The organism is Bradyrhizobium sp. BLXBL-01, assembly GCF_051853025.1.
GTDB lineage: Bacteria > Pseudomonadota > Alphaproteobacteria > Rhizobiales > Xanthobacteraceae > Bradyrhizobium.
Genome location: NZ_CP182471.1, coordinates 2,212,604 through 2,230,238, shown reverse-complemented (window position 1 = coordinate 2,230,238; position 17,635 = coordinate 2,212,604). Strand labels below are relative to the sequence as shown.

10 protein-coding genes are annotated in these 17,635 nt (G+C 56.5%); 8 read left to right on the top strand and 2 right to left on the bottom strand.

Going from position 1 to position 17,635, the window contains the following annotated elements; all coding sequences use genetic code 11:
• The first annotated feature begins 271 nt into the window (after positions 1–271).
• The 6 genes from nodD2 to ACNJYA_RS10100 all read left to right on the top strand — a co-directional run bounded on the left by nodD2 (position 272) and on the right by ACNJYA_RS10100 (position 9,088).
• On the top strand, positions 272–1,261 hold the full coding sequence (nodD2, locus tag ACNJYA_RS10125) for a transcriptional regulator NodD2 (protein WP_439402731.1): 990 nt from the start codon (positions 272–274) through the stop codon (positions 1,259–1,261).
• An 898-nt stretch (positions 1,262–2,159) separates the two neighbouring features.
• Entirely contained in the window at positions 2,160–2,873 is a 714-nt protein-coding gene (locus tag ACNJYA_RS10120) for a MerR family transcriptional regulator (RefSeq protein WP_439403419.1), read from the top strand.
• Between the two features lie 413 nt (positions 2,874–3,286).
• Positions 3,287–4,297 carry a branched-chain amino acid ABC transporter substrate-binding protein gene (locus ACNJYA_RS10115; protein ID WP_439402730.1) on the top strand — a complete coding sequence of 337 codons (1,011 nt, stop codon included), beginning with the start codon at positions 3,287–3,289 and terminating at the stop codon, positions 4,295–4,297.
• Positions 4,298–5,759: 1,462 nt separating this feature from the next.
• Complete coding sequence (locus ACNJYA_RS10110; RefSeq protein ID WP_439402729.1) at positions 5,760–6,122, top strand: NolY; 363 nt, start codon at positions 5,760–5,762, stop codon at positions 6,120–6,122.
• 1,245 nt (positions 6,123–7,367) lie between these two features.
• Complete coding sequence (locus tag ACNJYA_RS10105) at positions 7,368–7,613, top strand: hypothetical protein (protein WP_439402728.1); 246 nt, start codon at positions 7,368–7,370, stop codon at positions 7,611–7,613.
• A 746-nt stretch (positions 7,614–8,359) separates the two neighbouring features.
• A complete protein-coding gene (locus ACNJYA_RS10100; RefSeq protein WP_439402727.1) occupies positions 8,360–9,088 on the top strand; it encodes an outer membrane protein in 729 nt (242 codons plus the stop codon).
• A 349-nt stretch (positions 9,089–9,437) separates the two neighbouring features.
• Here the strand turns inward: ACNJYA_RS10100 and ACNJYA_RS10095 are convergent, their stop codons facing one another.
• On the bottom strand, positions 9,438–10,163 hold the full coding sequence (locus tag ACNJYA_RS10095; RefSeq protein WP_439403418.1) for a helix-turn-helix transcriptional regulator: 726 nt from the start codon (positions 10,161–10,163) through the stop codon (positions 9,438–9,440).
• Positions 10,164–11,808: 1,645 nt separating this feature from the next.
• Here ACNJYA_RS10095 and hemN point away from each other — a divergent pair.
• A complete protein-coding gene (gene hemN / locus ACNJYA_RS10090; protein ID WP_439402726.1) occupies positions 11,809–13,146 on the top strand; it encodes an oxygen-independent coproporphyrinogen III oxidase in 1,338 nt (445 codons plus the stop codon).
• An 895-nt stretch (positions 13,147–14,041) separates the two neighbouring features.
• Here the strand turns inward: hemN and ACNJYA_RS10085 are convergent.
• Entirely contained in the window at positions 14,042–14,341 is a 300-nt protein-coding gene (locus ACNJYA_RS10085; protein ID WP_439402725.1) for a hypothetical protein, read from the bottom strand.
• 777 nt (positions 14,342–15,118) lie between these two features.
• Between ACNJYA_RS10085 and ACNJYA_RS10080 the strand changes: the two genes are divergently transcribed.
• Positions 15,119–16,699, top strand: a complete 1,581-nt coding sequence (locus ACNJYA_RS10080; RefSeq protein ID WP_439402724.1) for a carbohydrate porin — start codon at positions 15,119–15,121, stop codon at positions 16,697–16,699.
• The last annotated feature ends 936 nt before the right edge of the window (positions 16,700–17,635 follow it).

The following is a 17,635-nucleotide window of genomic DNA, read 5'->3' as shown; positions in this document are numbered from 1 at the left end:
CCCTGGGATGACTGCTATCGGCGGGCTGAACGGGCCCAGCTCCGTGATCGACTGGAATGGGCGAGACCAATTAGCTTGGAGGCTCTTGACGCTTTCCTGCCCCTGCCGCTCGGCTTACCGCAGGCTGTCCATTCTTGTGATCATTTCGCGAGCTTCTCTTCGCGATGGCAGGGTTGAGCCGATCTCCGTTTGGGCGAGCCAAGACGATCGCCCCAGGCGGCCGCAACCGCACGTTTTGCGCAGCAAGGACGTCTGTGCCGGATAGGAAGAGATGCGTTTCAAAGGTCTGGATCTAAATCTTCTCGTCGCGCTGGATGCTCTGATAAGTGAGCGCAGTCTCACCTCCGCGGCACGCAAGATTAATCTCAGTCAGCCGGCCATGAGCGCAGCCGTTGCCCGGTTGCGCTCATACTTCGGTGATGAACTGTTTGGAATGAGGGGGCGCGAACTCGTTTTGACCTCGCGCGCGGAAGCGCTCGCGGCTCCTGTACGCCAGGCTCTGGTTCACATTGAACTCTCAATTGTGGCGCGCGACGTGTTCGATCCAGCCCGATCGAGCCGACGATTCAGGATCGCCCTTTCTGATTTCATAACAGTTGAATTCTTAAAAAACGTCGTTGAGCGCGTCACGCGAGAAGCCCCCACCGTCAGCTTCGAACTAGCGGCGCCGACCGACGAGAACGAGGAGCTCCTTCGCCGCGGCGAACTCGATTTTGTTATCCTGCCAGATTTTCTTATGTCCAGCGCGCACCCCAGAGCTGCCCTATTCGAGGAGAGACTCGTCTGCGTAGGCTGCTGCATGAACAGGGAATTGCAACGCCGGCTTACATTCGATCGATATATGTCGATGAGTCACGTTGCAGTTAAGCACGGAGTCTCTCAGACGCCATTTGAGCAATCATTTTTGATCGATCTCGGCCCCGCTCGGCGCATCGACATTCTCGTCCAGAGCTTCAGCATGATTCCGCCCCTCCTTGTTGGGACGAACCGCATAGGCACGATGCCATTAGGGCTCGTGAGGCATTTCCAAAAGATGATGCCTCTTCAGATTGTCGAGCTTCCGGATCCATTCCCCGTCTTCACTGAAGCGGTCCAATGGCCCGCACTTCACAACAATGACCCGGAAAGCCTCTGGATACGGGAGATATTGCTCGAGGAGGCCACGCGCATGGCGACTGCACAAGAGCACACCGTCACCAGCACTCCGGGAGGATCGGGCAGTGCCGGAAACTTCGTACAATCCGTTTCGCCGTTGCCGTAAGGACGTTCGTGAGGTCTACGAACCTCACGTCCAACACTTGTCTCAACACCCACCATCTGCCTGGCTCCTTTGTCGCGGGATAAGGACGCTTCGGGCGCGCGATTTATGAGAGCTTCTTTATATCTTTCGCGCATTGGCGTTAGGCGCGATGCCCGAACCGGAGAGTGTTGGCCTTGCTTTAGAGATAGGGACGGAGGAGCACGTTCACGCTTAGGCCAGGCGCTACGTTGCAACCGCGCGCGCCAAGCGCTCTCTCCAGAAGGCGGGACCGGCACAGGGCTCCTGTCGTCAACTCTCTGAGTTAGTAGTTGCTCCCGATAAATGGAGGCGATCAACTTCCGTGGAGCCGCAACAAAATGCATCGTGAGCATAGAGGTCGTCGATTACGCAGACGAAGCCAAACGTCCGCGCTCGCGTGTGGCCCTATGGCATCACTCTACAGTACACCGCATCTCCATCGCTCTGCGCCGCAGGTATGACTTCTTTTGGCCCTACCGCGGCCAAACGTCTTGACGACGTGCGCTGCCCTGGACCAGGACCCAATTCAAACAAGGAGCTGAAGGTTGAAGCTATCCAGCGGCGTATTCGATCCAGAAGAGCTTTCTGCCCTCGGACGAGTTTATGACGGCGCCGTCGACGCGCTACCCCCATCGATGCGGAGCCCAGAAAACCGCACGGCAATCGCTAAGCTCATCCTGGAGCGTACAGTGGCGGGCGAGACTCAACTGGCATGCCTAGCGAACTTGTTGATCACCCTTTCCCCTCAGGGTTGATCCGCCGGCATTCTAAGGATAGTCACCACTCTCGCGCTGGAGAATGGAAGGCGATTCAGGCTGACGCTTAGAAAGCAGCTTGAATCATACGTGACGTCAGGTTGTAGGCTTCAAAATTGAACAACATGAACAGACCTACACCAAGAAGGCGTCGATGGCGCATTGGCGAACTTGCAGAGGCGACCGGTGTAACGGTTCGCACGCTGCACCATTATGAGCACACAGGACTCCTAGCAGCCACAGAGCGTACTGACGGCGGCCACCGGATGTATGATCGTGAGAGCGTGCAGCGGGTTCAGCAGATTCGCGCGCTGCGTGAGCTTGGCTTCTCACTTGTCGAGATCCGGAAAGCCATGGAGGGCACGACCTCCCTCACGGACCTACTGCGCAAACATTTAGAGCGCATAGAACTTCAAGTCGCTCGAGCAACTCTGTTGCGCGATCGTTTGCGAACCATGACAATCGAGGGCGAGGTGCAAGTAAGTGTGGATGAGCTGCCTGCCACTCTGAATGCCATGTCGCGAGTCGAAACGCGTGGTCAAACGTCCCGATGCATCTGCAATTTAGCTACGGAGCGTGAGGACCGGTGGCGCAGGATCCGCGACGATCTTCGCGATTGCATGGATCGCGGCGAGCACCCTTGCGGTGAACGCGCAAAGGCTGTCGCGGTTGCAGCGCGCTTGCTGATTAGCGAAATCGCCGGGGCCGATTCACGCGTTTCGATGATCCTGAAGGTACTTGCACGATTAAGCGCCCCCCGCGCTCTGGCTGGCTGGGATCCGTGCCTGATGCAATATCTCGATCTGGCTCTTGGCGGGTTGGAAGATCAGCCGTACTGACGCGTTCATGGCCGGTACCACCACGTAGGCTGAGGGTGGACCCGATAAACGCTAGATTGATCGGCCGCTCTCAGATGCGGCCAGAGCTTTATGAGCTCAAGCGGACAAATGGTCATGGCCCGCCCCGATCCACGCCTCTGACTCAACCATCGTTCTCCCCAAAAGGGCTTGATCCGCACGTAACGTCAAATTGTAGGCTCGAGCACAATTGGAGGCTCGACAACGCACGTTTGGCGCAGAGCGATCTCAACCTGCAGGAATGTCTGATCATATGTGCTTACTGTTCACTTATCGGAAGCTTCACAATGGCAAATAGGAGGCGCGCTTCTGTTGCAAGTGCAGCGGTTCTGTTCTGCGCTCTTGCCGCCCCGGCCGCGCGCGGCTCTGAAGTAAGGATCGCCGTGGCTGGCCCGATGACCGGAAGCAGCGCCGCGTTCGGCGCGCAAATGCGCGATGGTGCAGCTGCGGCGGTCAAGGTCTTGAACGCTTCGAGCCTACTTCCCGATAACACGAAGGTTGTATTGAGTGTCGCCGACGACGCCTGCGACCCAAGGCAAGCTGTCGCGGTTGCGAATAAGCTCGCGACAGAGCGAGTCCTGTTGGTGGTTGGTCACTTTTGTTCCTCTTCGTCGATCCCGGCCTCCGACATCTACGCCGAAGCAGGCATCGTTCAGGTGTCACCAGGCTCCTCGACTCCTCAGCTAACAGAGCGCGGCCTTGAGACTGTCTTTCGGATCTGCGGCCGCGACGACCAACAGGGAGCCGTTGCCGCCGAGTACATTCACGCGAACCATCCCAACGAGAACATCGCGGTGCTCGACGACAAGAGCACTGCTGGTAAGGGCATCGCCGACGTGGTTGAAGCCCAGCTTCATCGATTCGGACGAAAAGTCAGTCGGCAAAGCTACGTTGCGGGTGAACGGGACTTCAGAGCGTTGGTCTTAAGAATGAAAAGGGATCGAGTGCGCGTCGCCTATATTGGCGGCTATCATACCGAAATCGGATTGTTTGTACGCCAAGCAGCAGAAGCAAAAGCAGACTTTGTAGTCATGGCGAACGATCCGCTGATGACCTCCGAATTCTGGGCCATAACCGGCAGCGCCGGGAATGAAACATTGTTTACCTTCATGCCCAATCCCGCCGGGAATGCCAACGCGGCCGGCGCGGTCGCTGGACTCAAAGCTTCCAGCCTGTCCGCTGAAGGCTACACGCTATATGCCTATGCAGCTGTGCAAGTCTGGGCAGAGGCGGTCAACCGGAGCGGCTCCTTCCACGCTAAGCGCGTCGCCATCGCACTCCGTTCACGGCCGATCGATACCGTGATTGGCCCGGTCCGGTTCGACAAAAAGGGAGACAACTCGGCTTCTGGATTTTTGGTTTACCGCTGGCGCGACGGCCGTGTTGAACGTCTCAAGAAATACTGATTCGTACGTACCGCCGGCGCGCGCAAACGCAAAGTATCACGAATTGATGAGACCTCCCCAGAACGTTGTCGCAGCGATACTCGCCAGCTCTTTTATACTCGCTGCTTTCGGAGCGTTTTTCGCGTTCGCTGCGGCGCTCGCAGAGCTAGCCAACGTCGAGCTGACGGATGTGCTACGTCCGATGATTGACAAATAGCAGCCCAGTTGTCCTGATCCGTTCGGCAGCACACGACCTCTGAAGCGATCGATTGCAGTTCTGGCGAGTTTGAAGGCATGGCAAAACCCTTCTGCCGTCAAGTGATTGAAGGTTCAGGACGAGGACGCAAAGCTAACGAGTTTACAGTCACGCAATGGCTCAGCTCGAGGCGCGTTCGCTACTTCGATCAAATTGATGGCCGGACCGCCATTGAACGCATTCTCCTGTACTGATCATATCGCGCAAGCTCGAATTCCAACCAGGGAGGAGAGAGCGGGACGGCATGGATCAATCAGGACCCACCACATAGGCCATTGCCGGGTACTGCGGGTAACCACAGCTGGCGGATGTCGGTGCCGACATTGCCTGCCTCTCTGTTCGGCTTGGGACTAATGCAGAACTTCTTGGGCGCATATTCGCAAACGCGCACTCATGCGACTTTTTGCTTTGTCAATCATCGTCACGGATCAACGGAGCAGCAGCCCTGCCCGACATCCCGTATGCTCTGAGCCTAGACCGTGGGAAAAACCGGTCAACCGGCTCCGAGAAGGCGGCGAGACTGCTCGCGGGCGCTATCAACGAACTGGATGCTTCCCATCAACACTTTCGATTTTACTAATTCGACCCAAACATCCCATAAGTCGACGCCGGATTACGGAAAGAACAGTCCACGAATGTTTCGTGACAATGACTCCTTGCAGCTTGGCCGCAGCCCAATTCGCATCTGTCGTGACTGCATCACGCAATGTCCGACAGCGAAATACGCGGAGCAATGCAGTGCGATGAATAATCGCAGGTGGGCGCGCAATCTATCAGGTTGTCGTCTCTCGCCTTTGCAATGACACTTTGCGGCTCCAAGAAGACAGCTCACGCACACTGTTCGGCGAAGGTAAATGGGTCCGCAGCATAGAACTCGGGCAGGTGACCTGTCCTTTGCACCGGAGCGGGCCGGATTTTTCGCTCTGACCAGACCGATAGCGTCAACAATCCAGCACGTGTCGCCGCAGCTCCAAGCAAGGAAGTACAACCACCTGTGTCGGTCCGACTCGAGTCACTGCAATTGTCCGACGCGCTGGACGGCTCGCTCCAATAGACTTCCGGCCCATCCAGAACGCTTGTCGGCTTTTCCATATTCGCTCATTTCCCCTTTGCAATCCTTTCGCGGCACATGTGTGCCGCCTTCCGGCGACGCATCCGCCGTCTGGCGAACGGGAAACGACACCTTTATTCCGCCTCTGTTGCATTTCACCACTTTGGAGAAATACCGTGGAACTTGACCCTTCCAATTCTCGCATACAGGATCTCGAGGATCGCATCGACCTGCAACTCGACATCGTGGCGGCGCTCATGCGCGAACAAGGTAACGAGCTCGAAGCGATCCGAATGCTCAATGCACTCATAAGCCAAATGATTACGGCGGAGCTGGAGCTCGGCCAGCGCGGCGATCCGAGCTCCGGCGATGGACGAATGCGACTGTCACGAGACCGTGGCGTTTACCACCCCGAGGACCTTCAGTTTTTGGGGCGCCTCTTCGATCAGACTGTGGCGGCATTACCAACAGCGCTACGAACTTCCGTCAATCGAATGACGATCGCCAAGCTGATTTTTTCACATGCGGCGGCAGACTGAAGTTTCATTTGGCTTTTTTCTGGACGTTGATGGCGCTGACCGCACGTTTATCGTTGGACTGACAACCGTGCCAAGGTCGTCCGCACCAGGGATCGAGGGTATGCGGCTTATGGGCTCCCCGTCCATAAGCGGGTCGCTTCCGCTGGCTTTCTATGTCGCAACTGCTCGCGACAATGTTCGAGAGCAGGCTCGCTTTATCTCGCGCGTGGACGACGCAGTTACGTACGATCTAGCAAGACCTTGCCGTTCTTCGACGCCTGTGCCAGCAAGAGCTGATAGCGGGCAAGCGCAACCCAAGACATACGTTCGAGACACCGAATGGCTATCGGCGCTTCCGATCCCTCGCTGGGCCGACCTTCCTACGCCACTCTCTCTTGGAAACCCGCAATGCACGGGACCGACCCTCCTTTGCCAGATGAGAAGAAATCCGTTGTGGGCCGCCTTGCAACTCGCTTCCTCTCCTAGGGTGACTAACCTGGAACAAACACCACACTGAGAGCAGAAAACCATCTGCAGAGTGAAGAGCGCGACAACGGGCTGCGGACATCTCAGAAAGCAAACAAGTAGCGTCCGGAAATCGCACATCCAAATACGATCCCCACAGCAGGCCTAGCGGATGTGATTTCTTGCTTGTGATCGAGCGCCAACAGGCGACATGTTGGTGGTATGTTGTCCCTTCCGAAAGATTAATTCTCGGAACTGGCGACCAGCCACTCCGCACGTTGAGCAGTCTTTCCGGGAGGCACCACGACATGGTCCGGCCGCGCACTGGTGGCGCTAAGACGGGGCGCGCACCACCTGTCCGTACTTAGAACCTCAACTAAGCTTTCCCGAGGCCGGCTAGTATTGCAGCCTTGGTCGCTTCTTGACTTCAGATTGAGTAACGCAGCGGAGCGATCCATTTTCATCACGTCCGGTTAGTCGTGACCGGCCTGGCGCGGATCTTGCGATTGCAAGAAGAAGATCCACAATTTATTGTCGTGCCAATCGACAGCTCACTACGGTAAAGAAGCGCGCTAGAATTCCTGCTCGTTTCACTCCCTTGAGAATTGTTCGACTGCACTTGTGAATACGACATTCGGTCATCTGATCTTCAACAAATTTCTATAAACTCTCTAAAAGCACCGAGCGCAGCTCGATCAAGCGTCTGCTCGCTGATGTCTTGCTTGCTCAGATACGTCAAGAAATCTCGGTTAGCTTTTGGGAAGGTACTCCCTTGTATCAGGATGTCGAGGAGTGTTTGACATGGATCAGTTTTCTTCCGACCAAGTGCCGGTGCCAGATGCTGTCGTGACCGTCGCATTTGACAAGGCTTGGGGCTTTGTCGAGAAGGATCCGTTGCTTGCACATAATGTCAAGGCCGTCCTTCATAGTCGATTGCGCACTTACCTTGAGTGCTCAATAAGAAACGGCGAACGGAATACCCTGAATCTGGCAAACGAGGCGATACGCAACTTGCGCGCTGAACTCGCGCCGTCGGCCGAGCAGTGAGCGCTTGCACCCGCGGCGCTGGGAGCGTCTGGCCTGGTAAACGCATTTAAACGGGCCCTAAGCGATAGATAAATCGGGCCAAAGTGTGGTCACGCAGACTTTTTGCCGGCGCGCTAGTATCGCTCGCCGGGAAACCGCCTACCGTTTCTCTCCTGACCTTGAGCTCGGCATGACCTTGCGCAACTTCAGATAAACGTGTTCTCAAGCATACCCGCATCGGCTTAGCCCCCCTTCGATCGACGTAGACGTTGACGGACATCGAGCTACACTCGTGACAGGGCCCGAGCCAAAGCGCTCGAGCCTGCGATTGATCATCACGGCGTCGCTCACGATTGCAAGCGATAGCACAACCGCGCCGCGCAAAAAATTGACCTTGGGCGCCCGAGGCGAGTCTGCAATCAAGGTCATCATTGCCGAGCGGTCTGAGCCGGCAGCATGTACGGAGCGTGTAGGCACGTTCTCGCTTTGCCATTCGTTAGCGACCGAAGGAGCCAAGCACCGGCCAACGTTTCTTCCCATCGCAGGTCATCATGAACGGCTCGTCTTCACAGAAGGATCCGCGCGAGCCGCCACTGCCGGACCCGCAATGGATGCGGACAAGCGGCATTTTGCGCGCTCCACAATCTGACGCCGCGTACGATTGGAGACATTTCTTTCCAAGACATGTTGTGCGGCAGTTACAGCAATTCGCGTTCATATTGTTAAACGCACGGCGCCGGGGGGCACCGAAAGGAAACGACACTCGAATGAAAAACATTCTGATTATGACTGCAAGCATCGGCGCACTCGTTGCGGCCGCTCCCTCCTTCGGCACGGACCTGGCCGGGCAGCCTGTCAAGGTCAAAGCGGCACCGCTGCCGGCCGGGGCCCCCATTACCGATTGGTCCGGCTACTATATCGGTGCAAATGGCGGCTGGGGAACGAGCCACAATTGCTGGGATTTCAATGGCGCCACTCCCGAGGGCTGCCACAATTCCACTGGCGGGACCATTGGCGGCCAGATTGGCTATCGTTGGCACATCTTCAACATGGTCTACGGCATCGAAGGTCAGGGCAACTGGGCCGACTTCAACGGCTCCAATATCAGCACCGCCTTTCCGGCAAACACCGTTGGCACCAAAACAGATGCATTCGGTCTACTCACGGGCCATATCGGCTACGCGTTCAATGCCGTGCTCCTGTATGGCAAGGGTGGTGCTGCGGTGACCAGCAACACCTATCAGATCAACTCGGTGGCTACTGGCACCGAGATTGGCAAAACCAGCGATGTGCGTTGGGGTGGCGTGCTGGGCGCCGGTGCCGAAGTCAGCCTCACGCCGAACTGGTCAGCTGGCGTCGAGTATAACCACTTCTTCATGCAGCGCAGCAACATCAGCTTCCCAGCGGCTCTTGGTGCAGATCGCGTCCACCAGGACGTCGATCTCATCACGGCACGCCTCAATTACAAGTTTGGCTCGCCCTTTGCTAGATACTGACCTCCACGCGGTTGCGTGAATGGGAACCCCGGCCGCGGTCGGGGTTCTCCTCAACTGCTCCTCTCCCTGCCGGCCCCTACCCCAGTTCCGAAGCATCAGGTGCAAGCTCGTCTAAGCAATGGATGCACAGGCTAAGGCGTGTGTGACCGAGATGCCCCAACGCACTGGGCAAGAGGTCAGTCGATTCGACAATTTCATCGATCTTATGAAGTCGCACAACCTCACGCAGCGTGAGATAGCGGACTTGCCCCAAGGACCGTCGCATCTGCGAGCTCGCCTAAGGTGCCATGTTCAACATGCCAGAAACTGGGTCAACGGATCTGCAGTGGGCGCCACGTTCCTCAAAAATTCACAGAACATTGAGGCGAATAGCGATAGCGACCGCTTGAATTCGGCTGGTTGCACCCAGCTTCCGCATCGAATTCTTGACATGAAAGTTGACTGTATTCTCGCTGATTCCCAGGATCCTTCCGATTTCCCACGACGATTTGCCCTCTGCCACCCACCGCATGCAACTAATCTCTCGCTTCGACAATGCCACTTTTCTCTCGCATCCATCGTTGCAAGGACGAGCGATCTCGCTATAGGCGGTGTGAAAGAGACAGGCCAGCGCGTTGAGATGACCGATGCGCTGCTGAGGGTCAGCATCGTCTAACGCGGATGCAAACGACACCACAGACACCCGACCCAACGGGCCAAACAACGGCACGCTCATGCCATGCTTCAGGCCCGCCTCTCTCGCCTCGTCCAGTACGCGTCTCTCGTCCGGTTGAAGTTGATAGTAGTCGGCGAGTTGATCCCACAAGTACGGCCGCGAAAGCATCGGCGTCCGCCGGACCACCGGATCGATAGTATGGTACTTTCGCTTGAAATATCGGTCGCACCAGTCTGGTGGCCACTTCACAGCGACAGTCGGAGGTGGATACTCCGCCAGCCGAAGCGGATCAACGAAGTTGAGAGCGCCGTAAGCGACTTCACTAAAGCCTTCCTTGGCGGCACAGCCTACAAGAAGCTCGAACAGCGCTCTGAGTGAATGAGTCTGGTTCGCACATTCAGTAAAACTAAAGAGGTCCATAATGGGCGCCTCAGTACCACGATCGAGCTCCCGGTTATCGTGTTCGGTTGCGCCTATTTCAGGCGGAGCCACATTCCAGTCCATGAGCTGAACTCGACGTTTTGTTATTCGCGGAGTCTGAGCGCTCGCCCACTATTGGATGCCATCTGGACACTTTGCATGCGCTTCACCAGTAGGCCCAGGTCAGAGTAGCAAGTGTCGTACCAACTGTTGATTTCGCCAAAATCAAACGTGACGAAAGCGCTTTAAAGGCGGTCGATTGGTTGCGAGCTCAGCGCCTTGAAGCATTCAAGACATTGGTAGGGAAGGCGACAGCACCATTTGCGAGCCGTCCCACAATAATTATCCTTTTCCCGGTCCCCGAGTGAGTTCGATGCCTTCGGCGTTGTGCAACAGAGATCGGATGGGGTGCCAACTTTCAACTGATCAAGCTAAGCGGCAATCTCCTCGATGCCTGGGTAAGCTCAGCTCTCATTCGCGCAAGAGGATCTCCAGGCTCGATTGGTCTACCGAACCACAGACTTCCTCGATCCATTGTGAATGGAGCGGAATACCAGAATAGGAACGCATTTTCATGCGTTGAAAAGGCGCAAGATATCCCAGCAGGGTCCTGCATAGACGGCTGCAGCTCACAGCATTGAGAACGTAGTGACTGATGGTCGACGCCCCGACCGGGCGGCCTATGTGAAATTGAGAGCTGCAGGTGCATTGCATCGATGCGATGCCAATGAAAGCTAACGGAATAGATATGCGCGGACTGACACCAATCGATAGCCGCAAAGGCGCTCCTAAAAACGAAACAACTCAGCTGATGATATCAGAATAGAAATTGTCGCAGATAATAAGTGTCACGTCCGATGCATCTGGCCAAGATTCCCTTTGCCATCGACAAAACGTCCACAGTCGGTGTGAGTCGGTGAGCTGCATTTGGCAGGAACGAGATGCCGCCGAACCAAGGCGCCCCGACGCACTTCGCCGGGGGGACTGAAAGTGCGCCGGGTTCGCCCCAACATCATCAGTACATCCGTGATGATGCTTGTGGCAATGAGACAAGCAGCGTGGCGGAATTGAGGCTTATGCGTTCGATACTAGAGATCAAAACGAGTTTCCGTCGGCTGCGCCAAGGGACTTGAATCGCACGTCGCGTCACGTTGTAGCATTGCCCTCTCGCTCACATGCAGCAAGAAACTTTTCTTCCGTGGCACGTCGGCTTTGGACGGGAGGCATCCATTGAACTCTGTAAGCAACCAAATCAGCCTGTGCTTCGAAAGCACGCTTTGAAAATCCACCGCGAAGCTCAGCTGCTCCTGAAGAGACCTATAAGTCCGACTTTTCCTTGCAAGAGACTGGCCATCGGAGAGTGCGGAAACGACGTGCCCTCGGATGAGCAATTGATGGTTGCAGGCTCGTCGGAACGTCGGCCGCTTCAACCGTGCTCGCACGAGAAATTCACATCTCGAACGTGCAGATAGCCCCCAACGAGCGACTCTCACTCCCTCGCTCTACCTCCAAGCCGCGTTAGCAGGAACATCGAAAACGGCGCCAGATCTCAGAGCCCACACTAGGCGGGTTTGACATATCGCAAAGACATTTAGAGAGGATATCCGTCAGCTTTATGCTGGCCTGATCATTGGAAAGCTAGGATTTGCAGACCTCCCTTCTGAACAAGTACTGCGATGCTCGCCTGCCTTGGTACACCATCTATCCCACCGTACAGGATTTCTCCGCGACGGTCGGTGCCAAGACTTGTGAGACATGGCTGAGGCGGCTGCCGCCCGACGAGCCCGTATCGCTCTACATCCACGTTCCATTCTGTCGTTCCATCTGCTGGTATTGCGGCTTCCCTACAAGCCTCACTCGCAGCGAGCAACCGGTCCGCAATTACTTGGCAGCAGTACGAGACGAGATAGGCTTGGTCGCAGAGCAAGTGCCGCGCGCCCTGCCGGTGAGCGACGTGCATTTCGGCGGTGGGACGCCGACCAGCATTGCACCGAGCGATTTTCTCCCCTTGATGGAACTCCTGCGCCACTGCTTTGCGTTCAGCAAATCAGCTAGCATCGCAATAGAAATCGATCCTCGTGGGGTCACGGCTGAGATGGTAGAAACTTTGCAAGCGGCCGGGGTCAGTCGTGCGAGCATCGGCGTGCAAAGCTTTGATCCGGTGGTTCAAAAGTCGGTCAACCGCGTGCAGAGCGAGGTGCTGACGGCTTCTGTCGTCGAAAGTCTACGCCAGCATGGGATCAGCCGCATCAATTTCGACCTGCTCTTCGGACTACCGCATCAAACCGTGCGGTCCTGCGTGGACTCCGCGCGGACAGCTCTGGCCATGCGGCCAGACCGGCTTGCGGTTTTCGGCTATGCTCACGTCCCCTCCTATATGAAACGCCAGCGCCAGCTCGATGAGACAGCGCTGCCGGACAATATTGCCCGCGCTGAGCAAGCCGCAGCCATTGCAAATACCCTGGTCTCGGCCGGCTACCACCAGATCGGGCTCGACCATTTCGCCCTGCCTCACGACGAGCTCGCGCTGGCGCAGAAAGCTGGTCGACTGCGCCGCAACTCCCTCGGTTATTCGGCTGATACCTGCAAAACCGTAATCGGCTTAGGTCCGTCCGCCATCGGCCGTTTGCGTGAGGGTTATGTGCAGAACGAGATCGCAACCACTTCCTATCACGGACACGTTCGAGCCGGCCGCCTGGCAATCTCAAAAGGCCATTGTCTTTCGGCCGAAGATCGCCTCCGCGCCACAATCATCGAGCGTCTAATGTGCGATTTGCACGCCGACATACCAGCGATCTGTGCTGCTCACGGATTTGATCCGATTCCTCTTCTCAAGTCTGCAGGCCGGCTGGGAATGCTTGTCGAAGAGGGGATAGTGGACATTGAAGAGGGTCTAGTTCGGGTCAAGCAGGAGCATTGGTTTGTCGTTCGTGCAGTTGCTGCCGCATTCGACACTTATCTCGACCGTACCCCTATTGGCTAAGCCACGCATGTGAGCAGTTTCCAACACATCTAAGCTCTTCGCGAGGGAATGATCGTAAGAGGCGCCCCCGACAGACAGGCCCGATTTCGAGGATGGAGCGGCGGTGTTAAATATAGCCTCAAATCGGCGAGCGCTGATCAGAAGTGGGCCGATTGAAAGAGAGGCTCAGCGGATTCCGCCGCTCCGGCCCCCTCTATTGTGCGGGAACGCTCGGCCGTTAGCTGCGCCGAGTGGTCTCGATTGCAGTGAGCGCCTCAGCGAAACCCCACTCGATGCGTCGGCCTCAGCACAAGCTTCGGGCATTTTGCGGCCGGAGCAGCTTTGCGAAGCAATGGTCCTCCTCGAACGGAGTTGGAGCCTCGAGTACACCTGCAGCAGTCTCAACCTCAAGGCTCGGCTTTCTTCGATCCTTGCGATCACTGGCGCGCCTCCGACAGAAACGAGCCCTTCTGGTTTGGACGGCCGAAGGTTTCCTGGCGTCGCTTGAAACACCCGGGCTGGCGACAACGGAGCACGGGAGCGGCAGATGGGAGAGGTGTTAAAACTCTGCAGCGATTCGATTCGCGAGGTCAGCATGGTGATCTGATCCAGGATCCCTTTCGGGTCACCACGCTGGCCAGCGACCGGGCGGTTGAGTTCCTCGATCCCATCGTCAGCTTTCTGTTGCGCCTCCTTTACGGTCCCCGGGTGATGGGCGCATCGTTGAGGGTACATCTTGAACTTCTGTCGTCTCGACAAATTGTTCAAGCTTAGCCCAAAGCTACGCGCCAAAAGCATACGGGCCTAGAGGACAAGTGGCAGCACTAAAACCGCGAGAATCTGTCTTGATGGCCTTTGCAATAGCGGCCGCAAGTCTGGAGCGGCCGATGGATCAACCAACTCCATAGTTCTTCGCTCAACATCCCTTCCAGCAGATTTCTTTGTCGAAGCGAGAGCCTGTGATGCTGACGTGCTCCAAGGGCTTCCAGCGTGCATATTCAGTAATCTTGGCGACGTTTCCGATCGACTGCTCCTGCTTGGATGCCATCCCGTTGAGCAACTCGACGATTTGCGCTCGTTCTCCATGATAAAGGCCCGCAGCGAGCAATGGTTGTCGTCGTCGTTGCCGATGGCGCCGCATTTTCTCCTCATTCAGACGACTGTTGCAGATTTTCTCGAACGTCGCACGAATGCAGATGTCCGCGCCCTCCTGCATTGCGTTGGATGGAGCAGCCTCGCCTCAGGCCTTGACGACGTCACAAACTTCATCCGGGACAGGCCACATAGGCACACCGGTTGAACGGCCGAGCCGCAATGGCCGATTGGACCAGTTATCATTGCAACCGTTCAACTCTCAGTTCTGGCAGGTTGTTTGAGATCACGGATACATGGCAAGCGGACCAACGAACGCTGCACACGTCAGGACTCGGATGCAACACAGATTTGGCCGTGAAAACCGCGGTAACAGAGCCAGCAACCTGCTCGCGGGTAGCCAGCAAACCTGCTGTATGGCTGATTCCTCCGGCCTCCTAGGCCATCAGGTTAGCCGTGTGATTGCCGGACGCGCCAATCAAAGGCGCCTCGGCAAGCGCGGCGATTGTCTCGTATTTCCGTGACACCGAAACCAATGAAGCGCTTCGTGAAGCCTGGCCTCACCGCAAAATCGGCTGACTCACGGTGAGCAAGGTGGACATTCGCAACGCTTTTGTATCCATGACAGCAGGGCGCTGCGCGCTCGTCCTTAGCAGCTTGATGAACCGACGCTCGGGGCTAACTCTCGGCGCACCGGCGTCGTTCATAGGCATTGTTGCAAAGCAGATCATCGCGTCGCGAGCTAACAGCTCTACAAAGCGTCGGCGGTTCTCGTCGGAAACCTCGAGATCTAGCTCGTCTCCCTCGCCCTCGGACGTGAAAACCCTGAGAGCTTACTCTTGGCCAATCAGGCCGCACCGCATTCTATTCATGGCCGGCAGAGATGGAAGCAAGGTGCGCCGTGCGTGATTGCTTTCTTAAGACGAGTTTTCCGTGGGGATACCCGGCCGACAAAGCACTTTCCTTCCATTTAAAGCCGAGGGGAAAGCAACGTTGGCTTGTTATCGCAGTTTCGCTCGCAGCTTATCTGATCGACAATTCCGTACTGGCACAAAGCGCCAGCGGGCTTGATCCTAGTAGCCACCCTGTGGATCAGGCCAGCAAAAGACGAAAGGCTTCTGATCCGGCCGAAAAGCTCCGGATCGACCTGGCAATCAGCTCTCCTGCCCCGACGCCAATACCAAGTCCCGGTGTGCCTTTCGAAAAGAGCGCAAGTGCGGACAGTGCTGCTCAGACAAGAACGCGAAAGACGGTCGATCCCTTCGCACGGTACGATAATCTGCGTGAAAAAGGGGTGTGGTTTAACATACCTGGCGCTGCGGACACGATCGATCAGGACAAGGGCGGCGTTAGATCGGCGCTTGCAGATGTCGGCATCGGCTACATCGGCTGGACACACAACAGCTTTGCAAACAACCTGCTGCCGAATGCCGCCAGAAACACTATCGCAAACCAGCTCTATATGGGCCAGAATCCGACCTTCGCGTCGGCAAACTTCATGATCGTCACCTACGATCTCAGCCGGCTTGGCATTTCCGACGGACAAATTGTACTGGGGGCCGAGCAGCAACACTGGACGTGGGATCGCGCGGGACCAAATCGAGTGGGGCTCAATACGCTCGCCTACTACCAGACTTTCTTCGACAGGACGCTAGAACTCAAACTTGGCTATCTTAGAAACCAAAATGAATTCACCGGCACATTGTTCGGAGGGATTACAGGATCGAACATGTCTGCCTTGTTCCAGGGGGGCATGAGCACCAATGCCGCACCGACGCCTGCGGTCAACCTGAAGTACAATTTTGACCGTGGCTTGTACAACAAGGTCTCCGTCCAGCGCTCAATTAGTCCAGATGGTCCCTATGTCCAGATAACGGAGAATCCAACGGGCTTGAACTGGCGCACGCCCCATGCAGGCATTCTTCTCATTGATGAAGCCGGCTACAAGAGCAAGGCAGCTCCCGGCGTACCCGATACGTGGCTGCGGGCGGGCGTTGGTTTCAACAGCAGCAGGTACACGAGTTTGACGGATCCCAAGCGAGGGAGGGAAAGCGGGAATAACTTTCACTACATCGCTGCGGACAGGCAGTTCTGGCAGAACGACCCCGATGGGACCCCATCTCGCGGCATCTATGGCGGCTTCTCCATTATGGAAGCTCCACCGGACCTGAACAGGATCAGCCGGTATTGTGAGCTTCGTCTTTACGCGAGGGGAGCATTTGACAGCCGGCCCAGTGATCTGATTGCACTCGTTGCTAGCAACACGAGCTGGAGCAAATTTGTGGTGGATGCTGCCCTCGCCAAAGGGCAGCTTGCGCATCGCGAAACAACAGCAATCACCGCAACATATACCGCCCATCTTGCTCCGGGAATATATGCAGGGGTGGGACTGTCATACATTCATAACCCGACAAGCATTACGCACACTCCCCATACTAAAGACGCGATCAATCTGTTGCTATCTACGTTGATATTCTTCTGATCATCGCAACCGCCATTCTGCTACGGCCTCCTCGTGACCCGGGGGAGACTTGAGCTTGGCGATTTCTTTGAAAGGATCCGCCGCATCTGCGCTAGCCAAGCATTGTTGCTCGGCTTGACCGGAAGTCGCTGACCCGGCGGTGACGGGCGCGAGTTCAGCGGGGACGCTAATAGCAACTGACTCGTTAAAGCATTAGAGTATCTACGGACCTTTCGCTCGACGGGGGGGTCGTCGTCCCCATCGTGCGTCCAAGGCACACTCGCGCTAATCTCAATCCTTCCCCCGCACAACCGGACTCTTATCAATCCCGAAGACGCCATACCTACGGAGCCGACAAGCATCGATGGCGACCCCTGTGCAAGACCGCGCGCCGCACGAAGCTAATTGCCAAGATGGCATCAGGCCGGGCAGAATAATACGCCCGTACCGTCGGCTCTCCGCGAAGGACAGGTCCCTGTCGGTCCAGAGCAGCTTCTTAAGGAGCAGCTTCGGCTGCCTACTGGATCATCTTGAGGACCAATCCATACCCTTGCCATTTTTCCCTCCCTTCACAGGAGCTTCAGCAGCTCGAAAGGACTTACGTGGCGAGCTTCAGCGGCAATCGGAGGATCCCCTGGCCTCTCGTTTTTCGTTGTCCAGAGAAGTTTACTGGATGAGGAGCAGTTCTCGAGGGGGGTTCGACGCAGAGCAGAGCTCTCGGGAGGAACCCTCGGGTAAGTGTTGCAGGGGGTCTCTATCGAGAGGGGTGCACACGGCGTTGGCGAGAGACAGTCGTCTTCGAAACCAATCTCGTGTCTGAGTACGAGCACTGGAATTGTAGCACGATAAACCGACCGCCAGCACCATCGAGAACGTCACGCCTCACCTCTGCAATCTACATCGACGGGATGCATGGCCCCTCAAGCGCGACGTGAGCGAAGGCCGCGCGCGAACTGC